Annotated in this window: 12 protein-coding genes, 2 tRNA genes and 1 pseudogene; 10 read left to right on the top strand and 5 right to left on the bottom strand. The window is 66.7% G+C overall.

Annotated features, from left to right (window positions below):
• The first annotated feature begins 470 nt into the window (after positions 1 to 470).
• The 5 genes from IPI67_19510 to IPI67_19530 all read left to right on the top strand — a co-directional run bounded on the left by IPI67_19510 (position 471) and on the right by IPI67_19530 (position 3416).
• Positions 471 to 719 carry a hypothetical protein gene (locus IPI67_19510; GenBank protein MBK7582379.1) on the top strand — a complete coding sequence of 83 codons (249 nt, stop codon included), beginning with the start codon at positions 471 to 473 and terminating at the stop codon, positions 717 to 719.
• A 545-nt stretch (positions 720 to 1264) separates the two neighbouring features.
• On the top strand, positions 1265 to 1657 hold the full coding sequence (locus IPI67_19515; protein ID MBK7582380.1) for a hypothetical protein: 393 nt from the start codon (positions 1265 to 1267) through the stop codon (positions 1655 to 1657).
• Complete coding sequence (locus IPI67_19520) at positions 1651 to 2436, top strand: hypothetical protein (protein MBK7582381.1); 786 nt, start codon at positions 1651 to 1653, stop codon at positions 2434 to 2436. Before IPI67_19515 ends, IPI67_19520 begins: the two co-directional genes overlap by 7 nt.
• A 60-nt stretch (positions 2437 to 2496) precedes the next feature.
• Positions 2497 to 3267 carry a hypothetical protein gene (locus IPI67_19525; protein ID MBK7582382.1) on the top strand — a complete coding sequence of 257 codons (771 nt, stop codon included), beginning with the start codon at positions 2497 to 2499 and terminating at the stop codon, positions 3265 to 3267.
• Positions 3264 to 3416 (top strand): hypothetical protein, encoded by a 153-nt coding sequence (locus IPI67_19530; protein MBK7582383.1) that lies wholly within the window; start codon positions 3264 to 3266, stop codon positions 3414 to 3416. The genes IPI67_19525 and IPI67_19530 overlap by 4 nt, the downstream gene beginning before the upstream one ends.
• 31 nt (positions 3417 to 3447) lie before the next feature.
• On the opposite strand, the gene IPI67_19535 is transcribed toward IPI67_19530, so the two are convergent.
• Entirely contained in the window at positions 3448 to 5097 is a 1650-nt protein-coding gene (locus tag IPI67_19535) for a glycosyltransferase family 39 protein (protein MBK7582384.1), read from the bottom strand.
• A gap of 67 nt (positions 5098 to 5164) precedes the next feature.
• Between IPI67_19535 and IPI67_19540 the strand changes: the two genes are divergently transcribed.
• Positions 5165 to 5238 (top strand) — tRNA-Arg (locus tag IPI67_19540).
• A 315-nt stretch (positions 5239 to 5553) separates the two neighbouring features.
• On the opposite strand, the pseudogene IPI67_19545 reads toward IPI67_19540, so the two are convergent.
• A pseudogene (locus IPI67_19545) lies at positions 5554 to 5742 on the bottom strand (hypothetical protein).
• Positions 5743 to 6629: 887 nt separating this feature from the next.
• Positions 6630 to 8222 (bottom strand): hypothetical protein, encoded by a 1593-nt coding sequence (locus IPI67_19550; GenBank protein ID MBK7582385.1) that lies wholly within the window; start codon positions 8220 to 8222, stop codon positions 6630 to 6632.
• Positions 8223 to 8342: 120 nt separating this feature from the next.
• On the opposite strand from IPI67_19550, the gene IPI67_19555 reads away from it, so the two are divergent.
• Positions 8343 to 9875 carry a hypothetical protein gene (locus IPI67_19555; GenBank protein MBK7582386.1) on the top strand — a complete coding sequence of 511 codons (1533 nt, stop codon included), beginning with the start codon at positions 8343 to 8345 and terminating at the stop codon, positions 9873 to 9875.
• A gap of 49 nt (positions 9876 to 9924) precedes the next feature.
• Here IPI67_19555 and IPI67_19560 read toward each other — a convergent pair whose 3' ends face one another.
• Positions 9925 to 11232 (bottom strand): hypothetical protein, encoded by a 1308-nt coding sequence (locus IPI67_19560; GenBank protein ID MBK7582387.1) that lies wholly within the window; start codon positions 11230 to 11232, stop codon positions 9925 to 9927.
• Positions 11233 to 11340: 108 nt separating this feature from the next.
• Here IPI67_19560 and IPI67_19565 point away from each other — a divergent pair.
• A tRNA-Lys gene (locus IPI67_19565) sits at positions 11341 to 11413 on the top strand.
• On the opposite strand, the gene IPI67_19570 is transcribed toward IPI67_19565, so the two are convergent.
• The gene (locus tag IPI67_19570; GenBank protein MBK7582388.1) at positions 11404 to 11610 is read right to left on the bottom strand and encodes a hypothetical protein; all 207 of its coding nucleotides are present in this window, start codon (positions 11608 to 11610) and stop codon (positions 11404 to 11406) included. The genes IPI67_19565 and IPI67_19570 overlap by 10 nt on opposite strands.
• A gap of 408 nt (positions 11611 to 12018) precedes the next feature.
• On the opposite strand from IPI67_19570, the gene IPI67_19575 reads away from it, so the two are divergent.
• Positions 12019 to 12483: a hypothetical protein gene (locus tag IPI67_19575; GenBank protein MBK7582389.1), complete on the top strand. Its 465-nt coding sequence runs from the start codon at positions 12019 to 12021 to the stop codon at positions 12481 to 12483.
• A gap of 61 nt (positions 12484 to 12544) precedes the next feature.
• Positions 12545 to 15757, top strand: coding sequence for a trypsin-like serine protease (locus IPI67_19580; GenBank protein ID MBK7582390.1), 3213 nt, complete (start codon positions 12545 to 12547; stop codon positions 15755 to 15757).
• The last annotated feature ends 544 nt before the right edge of the window (positions 15758 to 16301 follow it).

A 16301-nucleotide genomic window follows, 5' to 3' on the forward strand; every position in this document is an offset into this window, starting at 1 on the left:
CACAGGCTCGCGGGAAACCCCGGCGGGAGCTCGAACAGCTCCTCGCGCGCTGGTTTCCGCGGCCGGACGTGCCGGAGCGCATCGAGCCCGCGCCCGCGACGCCACTGTTCGCCGGGTCCGCGACGCCCCGGTTCGCCGGGCCCCCGCCGACCTGGCCCGGGCCAGGTAACTCCCGCGCCGACACCGCCTCGCGCGCGGATCAGACCGCTCTCCCCACCAGCTACCGCGTCGGAAGGCTCACCGTCGGCGCCGAGCTATCGAGAAGCTCCAAAACAGGAACCTGCTCAGTCACGCCCCTGCCGAGCGGCGATCTCGCCGCGCTGCTGAAGCGCGCCATCGACCAGCTACTCGGGTGGAGACCCGCCGGCGCACCGGGCGAACCAACCCCGCCAGCGTCGGGCCCAGAAACCCGGCTCGCGACACGTGCCGGTCGACATGAAAGCGCGCCGTCCTGGATCGAGACGCGAATCATGCACGTTCACCGACGCGCAGGGACGACGCTGCAGCAGAAGCGTTTCCTCACGCTCAGACGACACGCCATTGCGCTCGGGGGCGCAGCCCGCAAAGAATCTCCGGCTGCTTTACGCGCGCACAACGCCCACACTGCGCGGCAGGTCTTTGGCGAAGAGCACATCGAACGAAAACGCGCCGACGCCAGGAAAGCCAGGGCCGAGCCCGCTCGCGTTCGAGAGCAGGTGCTGTCGGCGCTGGTGCGCTAGGGGTTTCGACGGGAGAAAGCCGCGCTCGCGCTCGGCGCGCGTGGCTCCGCAAACGGACGAACCGGCCATCGAACCACTGCTCGCGGCGCTGCGCAGGCTGGCGCAACCTGACGCGCGGGCCTGTACGAAGTCTCACTTGGGTCCGCCGGCTCGCGATAACGGGTCACCGGCTGGTGGGTGCACACGACCGCAGGCCGTCCAGACCACCCTGGGTCCCGGCAGAAACGCCATGCTGGATTTCCCCCGCCAGCATGAAGGCGTTCGGGTCAATGGGCGATTTTGGCGGGGCTGTTCATTGTGGCTTCTGCCGCTGATCGTCGTTGCAGGTACGTTGGCACCACCTTCGGCGACACCGTGGGCGCGACCTTCGCGCTGCTCGCCGTCTTCGTTGGCGCACTCTGGATCTCCCCGCCCGAGCACACGCCACCAGAGCCGCCGCGCTGGCTGGTGTGGATTGGCCGTGCGCTTGGTCTGTTCGCGGTCGCCGCTGGCCTGTGGCTGATGGCGCAGGCGCTCCTGCCACTGTCGCGCCCAAGACCCACCCGATGCCAACGCTCGCCAATCAGCGTCAGCGCGAGCTCTTCTTGTACACGCCGATGCTGGCCGCCTATCCCGTGGCGTTCGGCCTGCGCTTGCTCCACGGGCGTTCGACTGGCCGCGATGTGGAACGCCTCGGCATCCTGATGGCCCTCGGCCTGCTCGCACACCAGGTCGGCCAGCTGCGTGTGCAAGGCTGCCTGTCTTGCCCTACGGGCGCCCCGGCCTCGACTCCCGTGACGCTCTCGGCGGCGGTCGTGCTCTGCGCGCTGTTGTTCCTGCCCCGCGTGCCGCCGCTCGTGCGCATGCTCGCGCTGCTCGGCGCCGGTCTCGGCCTGCGCTACGTGGGCCTCGAGACCTGGAAGATCGATCCCAGCACCCGCGACATGCTGCCATGGTGAAGAGCGCGCAGGACGCCTTCTTCTCGGGCCGCAATCCCTACGGGCTGCACCAGATGCAACCGGGCAGTGTGGTGCCGCTCACGTACCTGCCGGGCATGTGGCTGCTCTGGAGTCTGCCGCGCTGGTTCGGCGCGCTCGACTTTCGCTTGATGGGGCTCGTCGCCGACGCCGCGGTCGTGGGCGGATTGTTCTGGGCTGCCTCGGGCTTGCGGCCCGCGCGGCGTGAGCACGCGCAAGGCGCCGCCATCGGCTTTGGCGCAGCCTGGCTGTTCAGCCCGAGCATGGCGTGGAACGGCATCTACGCCGAGCCCCACGCCTGGTGGTTCGTGCTCGCCATCGTGCTCGCGGCGACCCTGAAGAAGAACTGGTGGTTGGCGGCGTTTGCTCTCGGTATCGCCCTCGCGACGCGACACTTCGCAGCGGTGGTCGCTCCGTTCGTGATCGTGGCAATGCTGCGCGATCTCGGGTGGCGCGCTGGCGCTCTCGCGCGTTGCGCTGACGGGAGTCGTGACCGCCGCGCTGCTCGTGCTTTCGTGTGGCGCAACCCGGACGCCTTCTGGTTCGGCACCTTCCGCTGGCTGGTCGAGTACGGCCCGGTGCACGGAGGTTGGTTCTGGGAGAAGTTCGGATTTTCAGGTCCGCTCTACCGCGCACACAAGACCAAGTGGATGCCGCGAGCGCAGGTCGCGCTGCCTGCACTCTTCTTGCTGATCGCCGTGTTCGTGCGCGGACGTCGCCGGGTCATCGCCCGCTTGGTACGGCCTACGTGCTCTTCGTGATGTTCAACGGCATCATCTGGGACAGCTTCTATCTGGGCTGCGCTGTTCGCGGCGTTCGCTGTGGCAAGCGACGACACGCTGACCGGCAATCCGAGCGCGACGCGCGCGTTGGCTGCGAAGGCGCCGGCGCAGCGCGCGCCAGCGAAGTGGAGGCTCCGCCTCGCGCTCGCGGGCCTCTTGCTCTCGGGGCTCGCCGCGCTCTACCTGGTCAGAACCCTCGCGGTGGCTCACAGCGTTGCGGGCGCATCGCTCGCGCGCGAGCTGCTCGCGAACCGCATGAAACCGGGTGATGTGCTGGTCGATCGCGCGGACTGGAACGTGGCGTTCATTCACGCCAAACCCCTCTTCGCCACCTCGGCGCCGCCCGGGCCCACCGCTCGCGAGCCGCTCGATCCCGCCTTCGGTCCCTACGGGGTTTTCGGACACGAGACGGCCTGGTTCACGCTGCGCACGGGGCGCGAGAACGAGATCTTGCGTGAGTTTCGCAAGCTGGGAAGGCCGCTCGAAGATCGCCGACTCGGGCACTATCGTCTGCTCGGTGTCTCGACGCCGAGTGTGCTTCAGGCGCTGAGTGGGCTCCCCGGCAGCGCTCCTGCCCGACCCTGTCGTCTGGGTGGGGTGATGCGTTCGATGATCTGGACCGCACCGTCCCGCGAGCACCCGGCGACGGCGAGCGTCCGCGCGACCTTCACCGACAAGCTGGCGCTGGTTGCCGCTTCGACGATTCGGGCATGGTCTGGGGCAGAAAGCGCGCCCGGGTCGAGCTCTTCGTCGATGGCGGCCCGGTTGGCTCCTTCTGGTTGCCGAACCTGCCGGGGACCCGCTTGGTGATCGTCGACACGGCGCGCCTCGCAGGCGCCGAACACGACGTGGAGTTGAGGCTCTCCACGCGGGACGTCGCGGGGCGCGCGCTGTGTGTCGACGGCTGGTTGCTCGGTCGCGCGGCAGAAACCGCGCTGCCCGCGCTGCCCGATCAATGAAGCGCGGGTTCGCGGCCCGGTAGTGCGGGCTCTACTGGGGCTTTTCGCCCTTGCGTGTGTAGACGTCGAAGTCCTCGATCGTCACCGCCAGCTCGAACTCGTCGCTCACGATCCGGAGCAGCTCCGGAAAATGGACGAGCGCCTCGGCCGAGTCGTAGTCGTCCCCGGTGACCCAGGTGAAGCGGTCACCCCGCTGGGTGATGAAGAGCGCGGGGGGGTTCTGCTTCAGCTCCGCAATCAACTCCGCGCGGGCTCGTTCACGCCCCCACGACACTCGCTGTGGCACGTCGTAGATGTAGCGGGTCGAGGCCTGCCGGTCCGACATCCAGTAGATGCCCGGCTCGAAACCCCAGACGAAGATCTTGGTGCCGGGCGCGGTGCGCCGCTGCACCTCGAGCGCCACCTGCCGGTCCGCGTCCAGGTTGTAGTCGGCGACGCGGTAGAGCTCCTTGTCGAGCAGCTCGCGGGAGTTGATCGGGCCCATGCGCAGCAGATAGCCCGTGCGCAGGACTGCGCGATCCCAGAAGCTGCCGAGATCCCGCACCGCGATCCGCATGCTGGTGGCGACCACCACGAACGCCATGAAGGCCACGACGCCGGTCGCGCCGGTGCCCAGCGTGCGGCGCCAGAGTTTGTACAGGCCCAAGCCCCCGAGCAGCGCGAGCAACGGCAACGTCGCGGCGTAGTGATACTGGAAGAATTTGCCTTGCAGGGCGATGCCCGCCAGATGGATGGCGATCACACCGAGCAAGAGGAACAGGCCACGCCGTTCGCTCTCGTGCATCGGCCGGATCACGATGGCAGCGATGAAGCCGGCGGCGGCAAGGGCCGAGAAGCGGAAGAAGAGCTCCTCCGTTCCCCAGTAGAACATCTCCGGCGCGCTGCGGTTGGTCCAGCCGAGTTTGGTGTATCCCGGCGTGAACTCGAACAGGGTCCACGAGAGGGCGTCCCAGGCGCCGCGCATTTTGAACCAGAGCCCGCAGGCGGCGATGGGAAAGAGGCTGCCGACGGCGATGACCGCGAACGGCAAGACCGCTGCCTGCCATTTGCCTTCGCGCGCCCACTCGTCCCGGGAAAGAAAGAGCGCACACACGATGGCACCGCCGCCGAGCGGTGGTTTGAGCAAGAACGCACAACCGAAGAGCGCACCGATGGCGAGCCAGCGCCAGAGGCGGCGACTGCGTTTGCCTTCGGCGGCGGTGAGCACCAGCGCCCACACGGTCAGAAAGCCTCCGAAGGTCTCGGGTTGCGCCGTGTGCCAGAACTCGAGCTGGGCGTGGATCAGCGCCGCGACCGCGCCCCCCACGATCTCGACGCGTTTGACTCCGAAGAAGACCTCCGACAGGCGCATGAAACCGAAGATCATGCCGATCAGACCGGCGACCTCGAGCAGGCGGGGCGCGAGCATGGTCTTGCCGAACAGGGCCTGAGCCAGGGCGTAGACGACGTAGATGCCGGGGGGTTTGAAGTCCCAGACATCCCGATATGGCATCTGTCCGCGCAGGATGCCGTCGGCGACGGTGGCGTAGATGCCCTGGTCGCGCCCGAACGACAGCAGCAGGATCTGCGCAGCCGACAGCGCGATCACGACCCACGACGTGATGACCAGCCAACCATCGGGGTCCACCACGCGGTCGGGCTGGATCGCCTCAGCCGGCGGCGGCACCGAAGCGCTGGGCATCGCGTGGGACGCTAGAACAACGCGCTCGGCTTGACGAGAGCCGCCGGGCGCGGGAAGAGGGGGGCAAGCGCCCCTAGCTCAGCTGGATAGAGCATCGGTCTTCGGAACCGAGGGTCAGGGGTTCGAATCCCTTGGGGCGCGCTAAGTTACGACGTGACGGCTCGTGGCTGGTCTGCATCGCTACGGGGGACACTGGCAGCTGAGGCAGCCCGCGGGCAGCTTCGCTGGGGCGCACACGCCCGAGGAGAATCCAACCCCGCATTGCCCGTCCAGCATGGGACATGCAGCTCCAACGACGCTGCACCCCAGCGCGCCCGCGCACGGCGAGCATTGTGGATCGCACACACAAGTGGAGTCGCTGCAGATCGGATCCACATCGCACGCGCACTTGCACAGCGGATCGCACGGACAGTTCAGATCGCAGGTGACCGGATCCACATCGCACGCGCACGTCGCGCCTCCGGTGCCTCCGCTCCCGCCGCTCGTGCCGCCGGTGCCTCCGCTCCCGCCGCTCGTGCCGCCGGTGCCTCCGCTCGCCCCGCCAGTTCCTCCGGTTCCTCCGCTCGCCCCGCCAGTTCCGCCGGTGCCAGTTCCGCCGCTTCCACCAGCGCCTGCCGCCCCGCCGCTGCCGCCAGTACCCCCGCCCTTGCAAGGCGGTTCTTCCCAAGCAGGACACTTCGACACACACACGTCGAACGATTTGAAGCTAGGCGTCGAATACTGGCAAACCACCGAGCTCCCGTCCGACGCCATGAGTTTCCCCGGCAGACTCCGGCAGCAATCCAGGGCGCACTTTCCGTGCGCGCTCGGGGTGAACAGTCCCTCCTGGATCAGGCAGTCGAGGTCAGTCCAAGCGCCGTCTTCTTCCATCGCCGAGAACACCGTCCAGGCGCAGCTGCACGGGGCGAGGTATGTGCCGTTCGCCTTGTCGCAACACATTTGTCGTTTGTCGGGCACGCAACTGCACGCCGGTTGCCCAGCCGCCTCCGGCTCTGCTTCGACCACGCCGTAGGTTGACAGATGCAGCAGGTGTCCCGTCACTCCTGTCGCGTCGGGAACGTACGAGCCACCCGAAAGCGTGCGCCAGCCGCCGCCCTCGGCGACAGCCACTCGCGGCATCCCGGTCTCCGTGTGGGTGATGGTTGGGCCCGTGAACGCGAGCACGGCAGGTTTCGCGAAGACCGTGCCAGATGGTTCGATAGCGTAGGCCTGAACCAGCGAGCCGGCGGGTGCATTGGCTGCAGGACTGATCCTGAGCTGCACTGCCTGTGCGAGCGCTCCCGCCGGGATTTCCAGCGTGACGCTGCCGTCGTGCGATGTGAGAACGCCGCCCTCGGGGCCGATGTCGGCCTCGACGCACTCACCGGTGCAGGCGCCAGGATTGCTCTGCTCCGGCGTGGACTTGGACTCGCACGCGCCGACCGCGCCGACCGAAATGGCGAGAGCGAACAGTCGGGCGGACAAGACGTGATGTAGCGGTTTGGGCATGGCTCCTCGTCAACCGTGTTCAAGAGATGGTGGGCATGTGAATGCTAAAATACCTGGCACTGCTTGCAGCCGTTGCCGATCGTCGCGCAGAGACCGGGTGGCGGGTTGCTCGGACCCGTAGGGCATGCGCCCGGGATCGCACAACAGTCGACGTCAGCGTTGCAGCTCAACGTCGTGAACAAACACGGCCAACAGCAACCGCTCGGTAGGCACTTGTTGCCAGTGGGGCAACTCGCTTCGGCAGTGCACGGCGTGCACGTTGGGGCGCACATCAAGTTCGTGTTCGCTTCGATGTTGCCTCCCGCACCGCAGAAGATCCCGGTGGTCGACACTGCCGGCCCACCGTCGCAGGAGCAAACGTACTTGCCGAGACCGTTGGGTCCCGTGCAGGTGATGGTGCGATTGACACCATCCGAACACTTCACGGTGGCACTGCCCGCGCCGGGGTAGCCCACGGTTGGCCCGGTACAACTCTGGAAGTTCGTGTTGGGGCAGGTGATCGGCCCGGCATCGGCGCCACCAGCACCCCCGCTCGCGCCCCCGCTTCCTCCGCTCGCCCCGCCAGTTCCCGTTCCGCCACTCGCGGACGTGCCACCGCCGCCGCCGGCCCCTCCAGTGGACAGAGTTCCACCAGCGCCTCCGCTCGCTGCATCGACGCCAGCGTCCGAGCCCGCGCTGCAGGGGCAGTTGTTCGTGCCGCACACGCAGCCTGCGTTTTCGTCCACGCAGTCACCGAACAGGCAAGCGTAGCCGGACGGACACGGTGTCCCGCCGTCACACCGAATGAACCAGCAAGCTCCGTCGAGGCTGCCGGGGGAGTTGTAACAGGCCAGTTCGTGCGTGCCCGGGGGCGTGCAGAGCTGGGATACCGCGTTGTTCGAATCCTCATTGCAACGCGGGGCGCCGCAGGTGCCGAACGCGCTGGAGAGTCCAGCGATGCAATTCTTGTGCGGCCATCCACACGCGTCTGACGTGACGCAAGACTGGACGACACATCGGCCGTCGACGCAGTTGGTGAACGCCGGACATTCGTTGGACGGAATGGGGCCGCAGGGGATCCCGCAGTTTCCGTCGTCGAGGCAGCGCTCGGGGGACTTGCAGTCCGCGTGGGTGCTGCAGCTGAACTTCAAATACGAGTACAGGCTGAAGTGTTGCGTCTCGGCCGAGAGCCGTGAGCTCTCGCTGCCGACTTCGCTCGCCCCAACGGGCTGCCAGCTGCCGGACTCGTGGCGAGCGACCCTGAGGGCACTCAGGGGTGTCGGCGCGTCCGCACTGACCTGGAACGTCAACCGCACCGGGACCAGGAACGCGAGACCTTGAGGCTGAAGATCGTAGGCGGGGCCTTGCGCGCCGGACGGCGGTGACGCGACGGGAAGGATCTTGATGAGCGTGTCGGTGGTCAGCGCGCCGGGTGGGATCTCGATGCTGAACGCACCGTTCGCCAACGCGACGGTTCCGCCGGCAGGCCCGATGGTTGCGCTCGCTCCGACACCGGCGTCTTGGACGACCGACGGCTTCTGCGCTTCGTCGCTGGACGTGCAGCCCGCGATGCTCGCGTACGCGGCGATGACGATTGCGATGGCGAAGACGCGACGGCGCCCCGCTCGAACCGACCCCGTGTCACCTCTGGCGCTCATTACTCCCCCAATGGATTGATTTGTGCCCCAATCGTACAGTACTTTCCCTGATAGGGGATAGCAGGCCGTCCCGGTTGGCACCCTCGCTCGGGTTCGAGATCCAGATACGAGGGAGCTACGATGCGCTTGGTCAGACTACCCATTGGCGTTGGTTCGGCGTTGGTTCTGGTGATTTCGAACGCGTGCTCGAGCGGGGGCAGCGCGAGCTCTTCGCCCGCGGGGGACTGCCGACAGGCGGCGAATGCTTGCGCGCCCGGCTTCACCTGCTCCGCAAGCGACGGGAAGTGGCAGTGCGTGCCGGACGCATCTGGGGGTACGGGCGGCACCTCCGGCTCGGGCGGCTCGGGCGCGACGGGTGGCAGCGGCGGGTCGAGCGCCGCAGGCGGGTCGAGCGGTGCGGCCGGCAGCGGAGGTGCGGCCGGTTCCGGAGGCAGCGTTGCGTGCGCGGCGAACAGTTGGCAAGCCCCAAAACAGACGAAGGTGTACGGGGCCACCGCCGACTCGAAAGGGAACGCATATTTCCTGACCGAGGGAGGGCTGCTCCGCTATGTCGCGGCTTCCGATACTTGGGAAGGCCCGGTCGCACTTCCTCAAGGGTCCTGGAAGATCGACCGAGATGGCATCGTAGTCGGCGTCACAGCGAGTGGCGTGACGATGTACTTCGCTGCATCCGGAAGCTCGAAGACCGCGGCGCTTCCGAGCTGCGGGAAGCCGGACGGAGGACAGCGGCTCTTCGCTAGCCCCGGCGGGGATCTGGTCGCAACGTGTGGGTCGGCGAACGGCTACCCGGACGCCGTCGTTCACTACGACGCCGCCACCAGCACATGGAGTGCCCCGGCGACGCTGGGCGCTCCCGGACCAAAACAATTCGGAGCCCCGGTACCCGACGTTGCGTTCGGGCCGAACGGCGAAACAATTGTCGCGCAGGTCTATCGCACATACGGAGGCCAGCCGGGCGATTTCACCTGGGCCGTCGGAGCCCTGCGGTGGACATCAGCGGCGGGTTGGGGTGCTCAGGAACCGATCGCCACAGGCTTTTGGAAGGAGCAAAACGGTGCGCCTCTCGGCTCTTCGACCGATGCCGGCGATCCCTTCGTCCGTTTCGATCATTCGGGCAATGCGCTGCTTGTCTGGGGAAAGCGTACTCCGTACAGCACCACGTTCCTCTTCACGACTGCGCTCTCCGCTGCCCGCTACTCCAAGGCTGCAAAGGCCTGGGTCGCGACGGCGGGTATCCCAGTGGGTCACCCACTGGAGATCGCTGATCTCTTCGTTGACGACAAAGACGTGATGACGTTGTTCTGGAATGATTTTGCGTTCCCCTTCACCGCTGGCCCGTCTTCGGTGAGCACCGACGCCTTCGAACCCACGACGGGCCTCTGGCAGCCAAAGTTGACGGTTGGAGACGGGAACGGCGCGGCGTCGGTCAACGGTCTTGGTAACGCCTTCGTGGTCAGTGTGCCCGGCAACGGGAAACCGGGACTGCTTGCGAGATACCGCCAAGGAGCAAGTGGTACCTGGTCGACCGCGGTCCAGCTCGATCCCAACCTTGGCCCCGCTTCGGGCCCGGTAGGTATCGTTGCGCTGGGCGCCTGTCGCGCGGCGGCCTACTGGACCTCCACCAATCAGGGCTATCTCGCCGAGTTCCGCTGACGCGCAGTCGGATTGCCAACTGAGCATTGGGTTGCGCCGGCGACGTCGCTCAGCCCGTCATCATCGCGGCACGCAACGCCCCATTCGCGCGCTCCCTCACCACCAGCGCCTCCACACACGGGCGCACCAACAACCGCAGCACGGCCGAGCGTGTCTCGTCGCTCGTCTCCGCGGCCTCGACCGCTGAGAGCTCCGCTTCGACCGCCCTGCGCACTGTCACACCTCCGACATCGATGGCCCACCCGAGCATGCGCCACGCAAGCTCGGCGTGGCGATCCTCGTCGTCGGCGATGCGGGCGAGCACACGGCGGAGCGATGGCTCGGCTTCGCGTGCGCCCAGGTCCCGCGCGACGATGGAGCCGGTGGTCTCTTCGACGCAGCCGTCGCGGAACGTCGCCACTGCGAAGCTCACGAGATCGTGCTCGACGAGGCCCGGGATCGGCAATCGGCCGGGGCCCAGCTCGACGCCGCTCGATGCGGAAGCCACCGCGTAAGCGAGCGTGGCGTGCTCGATTTCATCGAGGGCCGCGTGGTGTGTGGCCGCCACGAGCTCAGGCGGCGCGCCGAGCGCCAGCAGATCGAGCGCAACCTTCGCGAACGACGCGATGGAAGAGTGTTCGAGCCCGGCGATCTCGGTCCAGAGCTCCGCGCGAGCCTGGCGCTCCGCAGCCGGAGCGCTGCGCAAGCTCTCGAGATCGACGTCCGCCAGCCAATCGGACCGTTCACACTCGTGTGCGTGCACCAGGAGCTCACCAAAACGGAACGGCCGGCCCACGTAGGGCGGCACGCATTGTCGTGGCAGATCGTAACAGCAAGCGTCCTTGTGCGAAGCGCGCTCGCGCAGGGACACCGGCGTTTGCAACTTGGCCTGGCACAGCCCGCCGAAGTCGTTGCAGCCCGCGGGGGTGCACGGGCACGCGACGTCGATCACGGCGGGGCAGCCGAGGGCGGTCCTGCCTGCGCCCTGTGCTCCAATGGTCGAGCTTGCCGGGTGACACTGCACGCTGCCATGGGTGCACCACTTCTCGGCGCCCGGCGGCAGCTTGTAGCTCGCGAACCACGCACCCAGCTGTTTCGGGGGTTCGGGTTTGGGTGGCAGAGCGGAGGCGTCTGGTCTCGGGGGACCGGCATCGGTGACTGCGAGTGGCGCTTCGGCGTCGCTCGTTGTGATGTCCGGCGGCGGCTCTGCAAACGTGGAAGTGGGAGCCGTGACCGCGAGGGGCTCGGCACTCGTGATGGGTGTCTCGGGCGTCCCCGGAGGCGCGCTCGGCGCGCAGGCCCCCGCCGCGGCGCTACCGGCAAACCCCGGTAGCCCGAGGGCCAGGAGCACGCGCGCTCGCAAACGAAACACGCTCACCCGCCGAGGGTACCGCAGCATTTCACCGGGGTGTGAAGCGACGCTTGACGTGCCAGACCACCATGGTAATAGCGGGCCCTCCCTGACAGCGGAAACGCGAATCAGGCTGGGACATTAGCTCAATTGGTAGAGCAGCGGACTCTTAATCCGTTGGCTGAAGGTTCAAGTCCTTCATGTCCCACGAACATCACAGAAGAAGTCGTCGCGCAGCTGGGACAGCTGGGACAGTCGCTGGGACAACTTCTCCGTGAGTCCGTTGGTCCGTAGGTCCGGGATGGCTTGGTGCAGGGGCTCGAGTCCGCCGAGTTGAAGCTCAGCGTGCGTTCGCCCGGTACGATCGGTGATCCAGGCCCCGGGCTTCCCGAGCCCAAGGTTCACGGTCACGAAACGTGGCCCGCAAGTTTTCGCTCTAAGCGGCAAGCGCAGCTCGCTAAGCCTCGAAGAGCTGAGCCCGGGTGACAGCAGCTTGCTTCAGGAAGTTCCTGAGGCGGGGCGCCGCGCTGACGGCCATCGCCCAAGCCGCCGGCCTGACGCCTTGCAGCCGCGGACAACGCCTTGCACACTCGAGCTGGGGTCCATGCGTCGACACGGTATCGAGCCTGTGCAGTGCCAACTCGCCAACGGACCGTGCCGCATACGTTTCCCTTTCGCTGGCATCACCGCCATGGCTCTTCTCATGTCCGGTTGCTCGTCGGAGCTGTCGCAAATGGAGTGCCCCGACTCGAACGGATGTCCACACTGCGGCGACGGCTACCGGTCGAGCAATGAGGATGCGACGACGGGAACGTGAACCCCAACGATGGGTGCACGGCCGATTGCCGTGTGGAAGCAACCGAGACTGAGCCGAACGACGTGATCGCGCAGGCCAACGAGCTGGTGCAACCGTTCTACGCGGAGATATCGCCGATCGGGGACAGTGACATCGTCGAGCTAGCGGTCGGCACGCAGCCAACGGTGGTCGAAGCACTCGAGCTCGATTCGTCGGCATGCGCGAGCGGGGCGCTCGACATCCAGATCGAAATGCTCGACGCCACGGGGACGGCTCTGCTCGCGAGTGACGACGACGGCGGTGAGGGCCTCTGTGCTCGGCTCGAAGTTGTGGGGGGCGGGGGGTGCCGCGAGCCGGTACCTCAGGGTGTCCGCTTCGTCCAAAGCGGGCTTGGTGACGTTCCCGTACAGGTTGCAGGTGAGCACGCCGTAGACTCGAATCTGCCGCAGCACGCCGCTGTCAAGCTCGTGGCTGCACGTTGACATAGTCTTCGCACGGCGCGAGCATCACTTGAACCGGCGGTTTCGCTGCGAGGAGGTTGCCATGATGCGGGGCGTCTTGGAACATAGGCTTCGGCGAGCGCTGAGCATCAGCTCTCTCGCTGCGCTCGCACCGGTCGCTGCCTCCTGCACAGAGAACGCCACGTCGCGGCGCTCCGGTCCCCCTGAGCACGTAGGTTCCGTCTCGCAGTCGGTCCAGAACGGTGGCTTCGACGTTCAGCGAATCTTCTCGGGTGTCGTCCGCATCACCGGAGCGGTCGGCTGCAGCGGCGTGATGGTCTCTCCCGACGTGGTTCTGTTGGCCGCGCACTGCGTGGACGTGAATGTCGATATCGCGCCCGCGCACCAGTTCGTCCTCAAGACTGGCGAAGTCAAGGTTCGGTTCGATAATGCGGCGGGACTGCCGCCGGGGGCACCCTCGCCTTTCGTCAAGTTCTCGATCGACGCAAGCAACGTGTTCGTGCACCCAAACTGGGTCGCCGGGCTGAACTACGTGTCGTACTGGGACGTGGCGGCCATCCGGTTGCCTCACCACGTAGGACTGGGACTGGCCCAGCCGATGCGCATCGCGACCACGCACCCGGTTAAGTCACCCGCCGAAGCTGATCCGCAGTTCCTCGCGCAATGCTACGCCGCGGCACCCGAGGACCCGGGGGTGTGTCGATGGCACGGTCATCTGCTCTCGTTCGGAGGTTACGGCGAAACCAGTTCGGGCCTGGCGCTTCCGGTTGGCGAGCAGCCTCGGTTCGCATCGGCGGTCGTCAACTACATCGGCAGACCCAACTACCCAGGCACTCAGTACCAGGGCAGCCTGGCGGAAGGTGATCTGGTCCACATCGTGAATCCAGCCACCGGTTCGCAAACTCTCGCCGGTGACTCCGGGGGGCCGGATTTCGTCGGCCCGTTTCCGCCGTTCACAACGGACATCTTCTTGAAGGATGACCCGTTGGTAGCAGTGCAGACTGTCGTCGGCGTGCATGCAACGCGAGGGGCGGTGGATGGCCGCCCGAACGGCGGATTCTTCTTCGCGCGTCTGACTGCGCCCTCGACAAAGGCTTTTCTGGCCCAGTTCCAAGATCACGATTCTGACGGTGTCCCGGACTACAGCGATCCGTGCGTCGCTGTTTTCGGGTCCCACGCCGATGGCGACGGCGATGGCGTCGGCGCTGGCTGCGACAATTGCGTTTCAGCCTCCAACCCTGATCAAGCAGACCAAGACGAGGATGGGATCGGGGACCAGTGCGACCCCTGTGCGGTCAACGACTTCACCTCTCTAGACGCGGACTCGGACGGTCTTCCCGACGTTTGCGACGACTGTCCCTGCTCGCCGGCGGAGAAAGATCCTTTTGCGGACGGAGACAAGGACGGCGTTTGTCTTTGCGACTCGACGCTCCTCGGGTGTGGGACCGTCTGCAGCAAGACCCCGGGCGACAACTGCCCGAACACCCCGAACGCGACGCAGACCAACTGCAACGTGGACGCGGAGCTAGCAGCCGGCGCTGTGCTCCCGGGCGACTCCGGCACCTTGGTCCTCGGGGACGCGTGCGACGAAGTGCCTTGCGCAGACGCGCAAGCGGAGCCGGAGGGCCTCAAGGTTTCGTTCGCCGCAGACGGAGCCTGCCAGCCGGGGCCGCTTGTGACGAAGAGTTGCCCGATTCTGGTCGATACGAGCGTGAAGTGGAGAGGGATCGTAGCGGGACCGAGCTCGGGCTCCGCCGGCGTCACGGAACTGGCGCATTGTCCATGCGACTTTCCGCATGCCACCCCCGCTCAACGCCTGCTCAACTGTGTGAGCTTCCCCGTAATTGGGACTCCTCGATGCGTCATCGGGCAGGCGAAGACGTTCCCGAGCAAGACCGGAGCCACGACTCCATCCGCATTCATGGCGATCACCACCACCGTCCCTGGTGGCGCGCCCGGCCAGGTCTACTCGCCGAAGACCGCCAGAAACGTGGAGTACAAGTCGACCTACGCGCCCTCGGTCAGCCCCTTGGTCACCACGCGATGGTGGTTCGAGCAGGACCTTGGGCAGTTCGGCATCAGCTTCAGTGCACCGACGGGGGGAGTCAGCAAGGCGAGCGAGCTCCAGCCGATTGCTGACGCGCTGGATGGCGTTGGATGGGCGTCGACGCGGGCCATGGGTGGCGTCGCATTGGCCGGCGCGAAGGCAGACTTCGCAGCGCGGTACTACACGCAAGACCTGAACCCGCGATTCGGGATGTCGTTCTTCTCGCTCGGCTTGGTGCAAATGCCAAGCCTGGCGTACCTGGACTTCCCTCTCTGCCCCAAGTGCCCCTTCCCCGAACCCGCGGGCTGGATTGCGCCGAGTCCGACCGAAGTGTTGCTCGTCCTCGGGGCGTTCGCCGGGCCGGGCCCGGCGAAAAACGTCGCCGTTGAGGTTGGAAACGAGCTGAGCGCAGCGACGAGGGCGACGCTTGCAAGTCTCGGCGTCACCCGGTCGATCGTGTCTGCGTCGGAACCGTCTGACGCGCTTCGTGCGCAAGGTATCGGGACTCGGGGCGTGCTGCTGGACAGCGAGACCCTGCTGCCCGTCGGAGATGTGCTCGAGACTCCATCTGGGCTGGCCTTCACGACTCGCGACGTGTGTCCTCCGACCCGGCCCGAGTGTGACGTGGTGCGGAGTCGTAGCGTTCGCGCCATGAGCGGACGGCGAAGCGAGCTGTATGTCGTCGGCCGAGAGAGTGGAATTGAGCGACTCATCACAGTCGATCTCATCGGGAGCGCGGTCCTCGACACTCCGCTTACTGGAGTCGACGCCAGCGGCAAGGAGAGAAGCCTTGCATACCGGATGGCTGATGATTCGCTGTATCTGCTCGACGTGATAGCGGGGCAGAAGGAGGCCGAGTTCAGGCTAGTTCGGATCAAGCGTACCGGCGCAGCGAGTGAAGTGTCCCGGTTCGCCACAAAAGCGGATGCGGGCGCCACCTCGGGTTTCGTGTCGGTGACCGCCGAAGGTCTGCTGCTCCTCGCGTTCAGCGGGCCCTCCACCGTTGGGCATAGCCTCTACGTCCTATTCGATCCTTCGACAGCGAACGGAGGGGCCGGCCAAGTCGTTGCATGGACGGTTGACCCCGAATCCGGACGCCTGCTCTTCCCTGCGGAAGGGCGTCAGAGCGCTGCGATTGCGGTCGCAAAGCGAAGCCCGACCGGCGACATCGTCTTCCGGAACATCCCTCGAGCAGACTTTCAACCGGGCGCCAAACCGATAGGCGCACTGGCTGGGCTCCTTCAGTAAGCAGCCAATGCGCTCAGTAGTCGCAGCGGCATTGATCGTCGCATTGGGTGCAAGCGCTGCGATGTCCGCACGGTTGTGCTCGGGGTGTGCGGCGGACGAACGGAGTACGGAGGGGGGCTCGGGGGGGGCTCCGAGTGGCGGGGCGGGAGGAGCGGGAGGTTTGGCTGGTGTGGGCGGGGACGCTTCATCGACAGGCGGTGCCGCGTCCGGTGGCGGCGGTACGGGCGGGACGATGCCCTCTGACGAGGCTTGCGCTTGGCCAGGTTGGTTTCGGCACCCTCGCCTTCCCGTGGGATGCACCGGCACGTGCGTACCCGACGATCTCGCCAAGCGACTTCCGAAGATAGAGTGGCTTCCGAAGACGAGCTGGTGCATCGGCTGCCAATGGTTGGCTACGCCGTGGGCGAAGGCGGGCGAGCGCACGGTGGTGCCCGGCGTGCGAGCCGTCGGCCCCGGCGTGAAGCTCTTCGCGTTGGGGATTCAACCGCAAGGTGACGCGGGTGTGGCAGGGTGGTATCGCGGAGATGGAAGCGCAGTAGCAGGA

The sequence above is a fragment of the Myxococcales bacterium genome (genome assembly GCA_016706225.1).
Taxonomy (GTDB): domain Bacteria; phylum Myxococcota_A; class Polyangia; order Polyangiales; family Polyangiaceae; genus JADJKB01.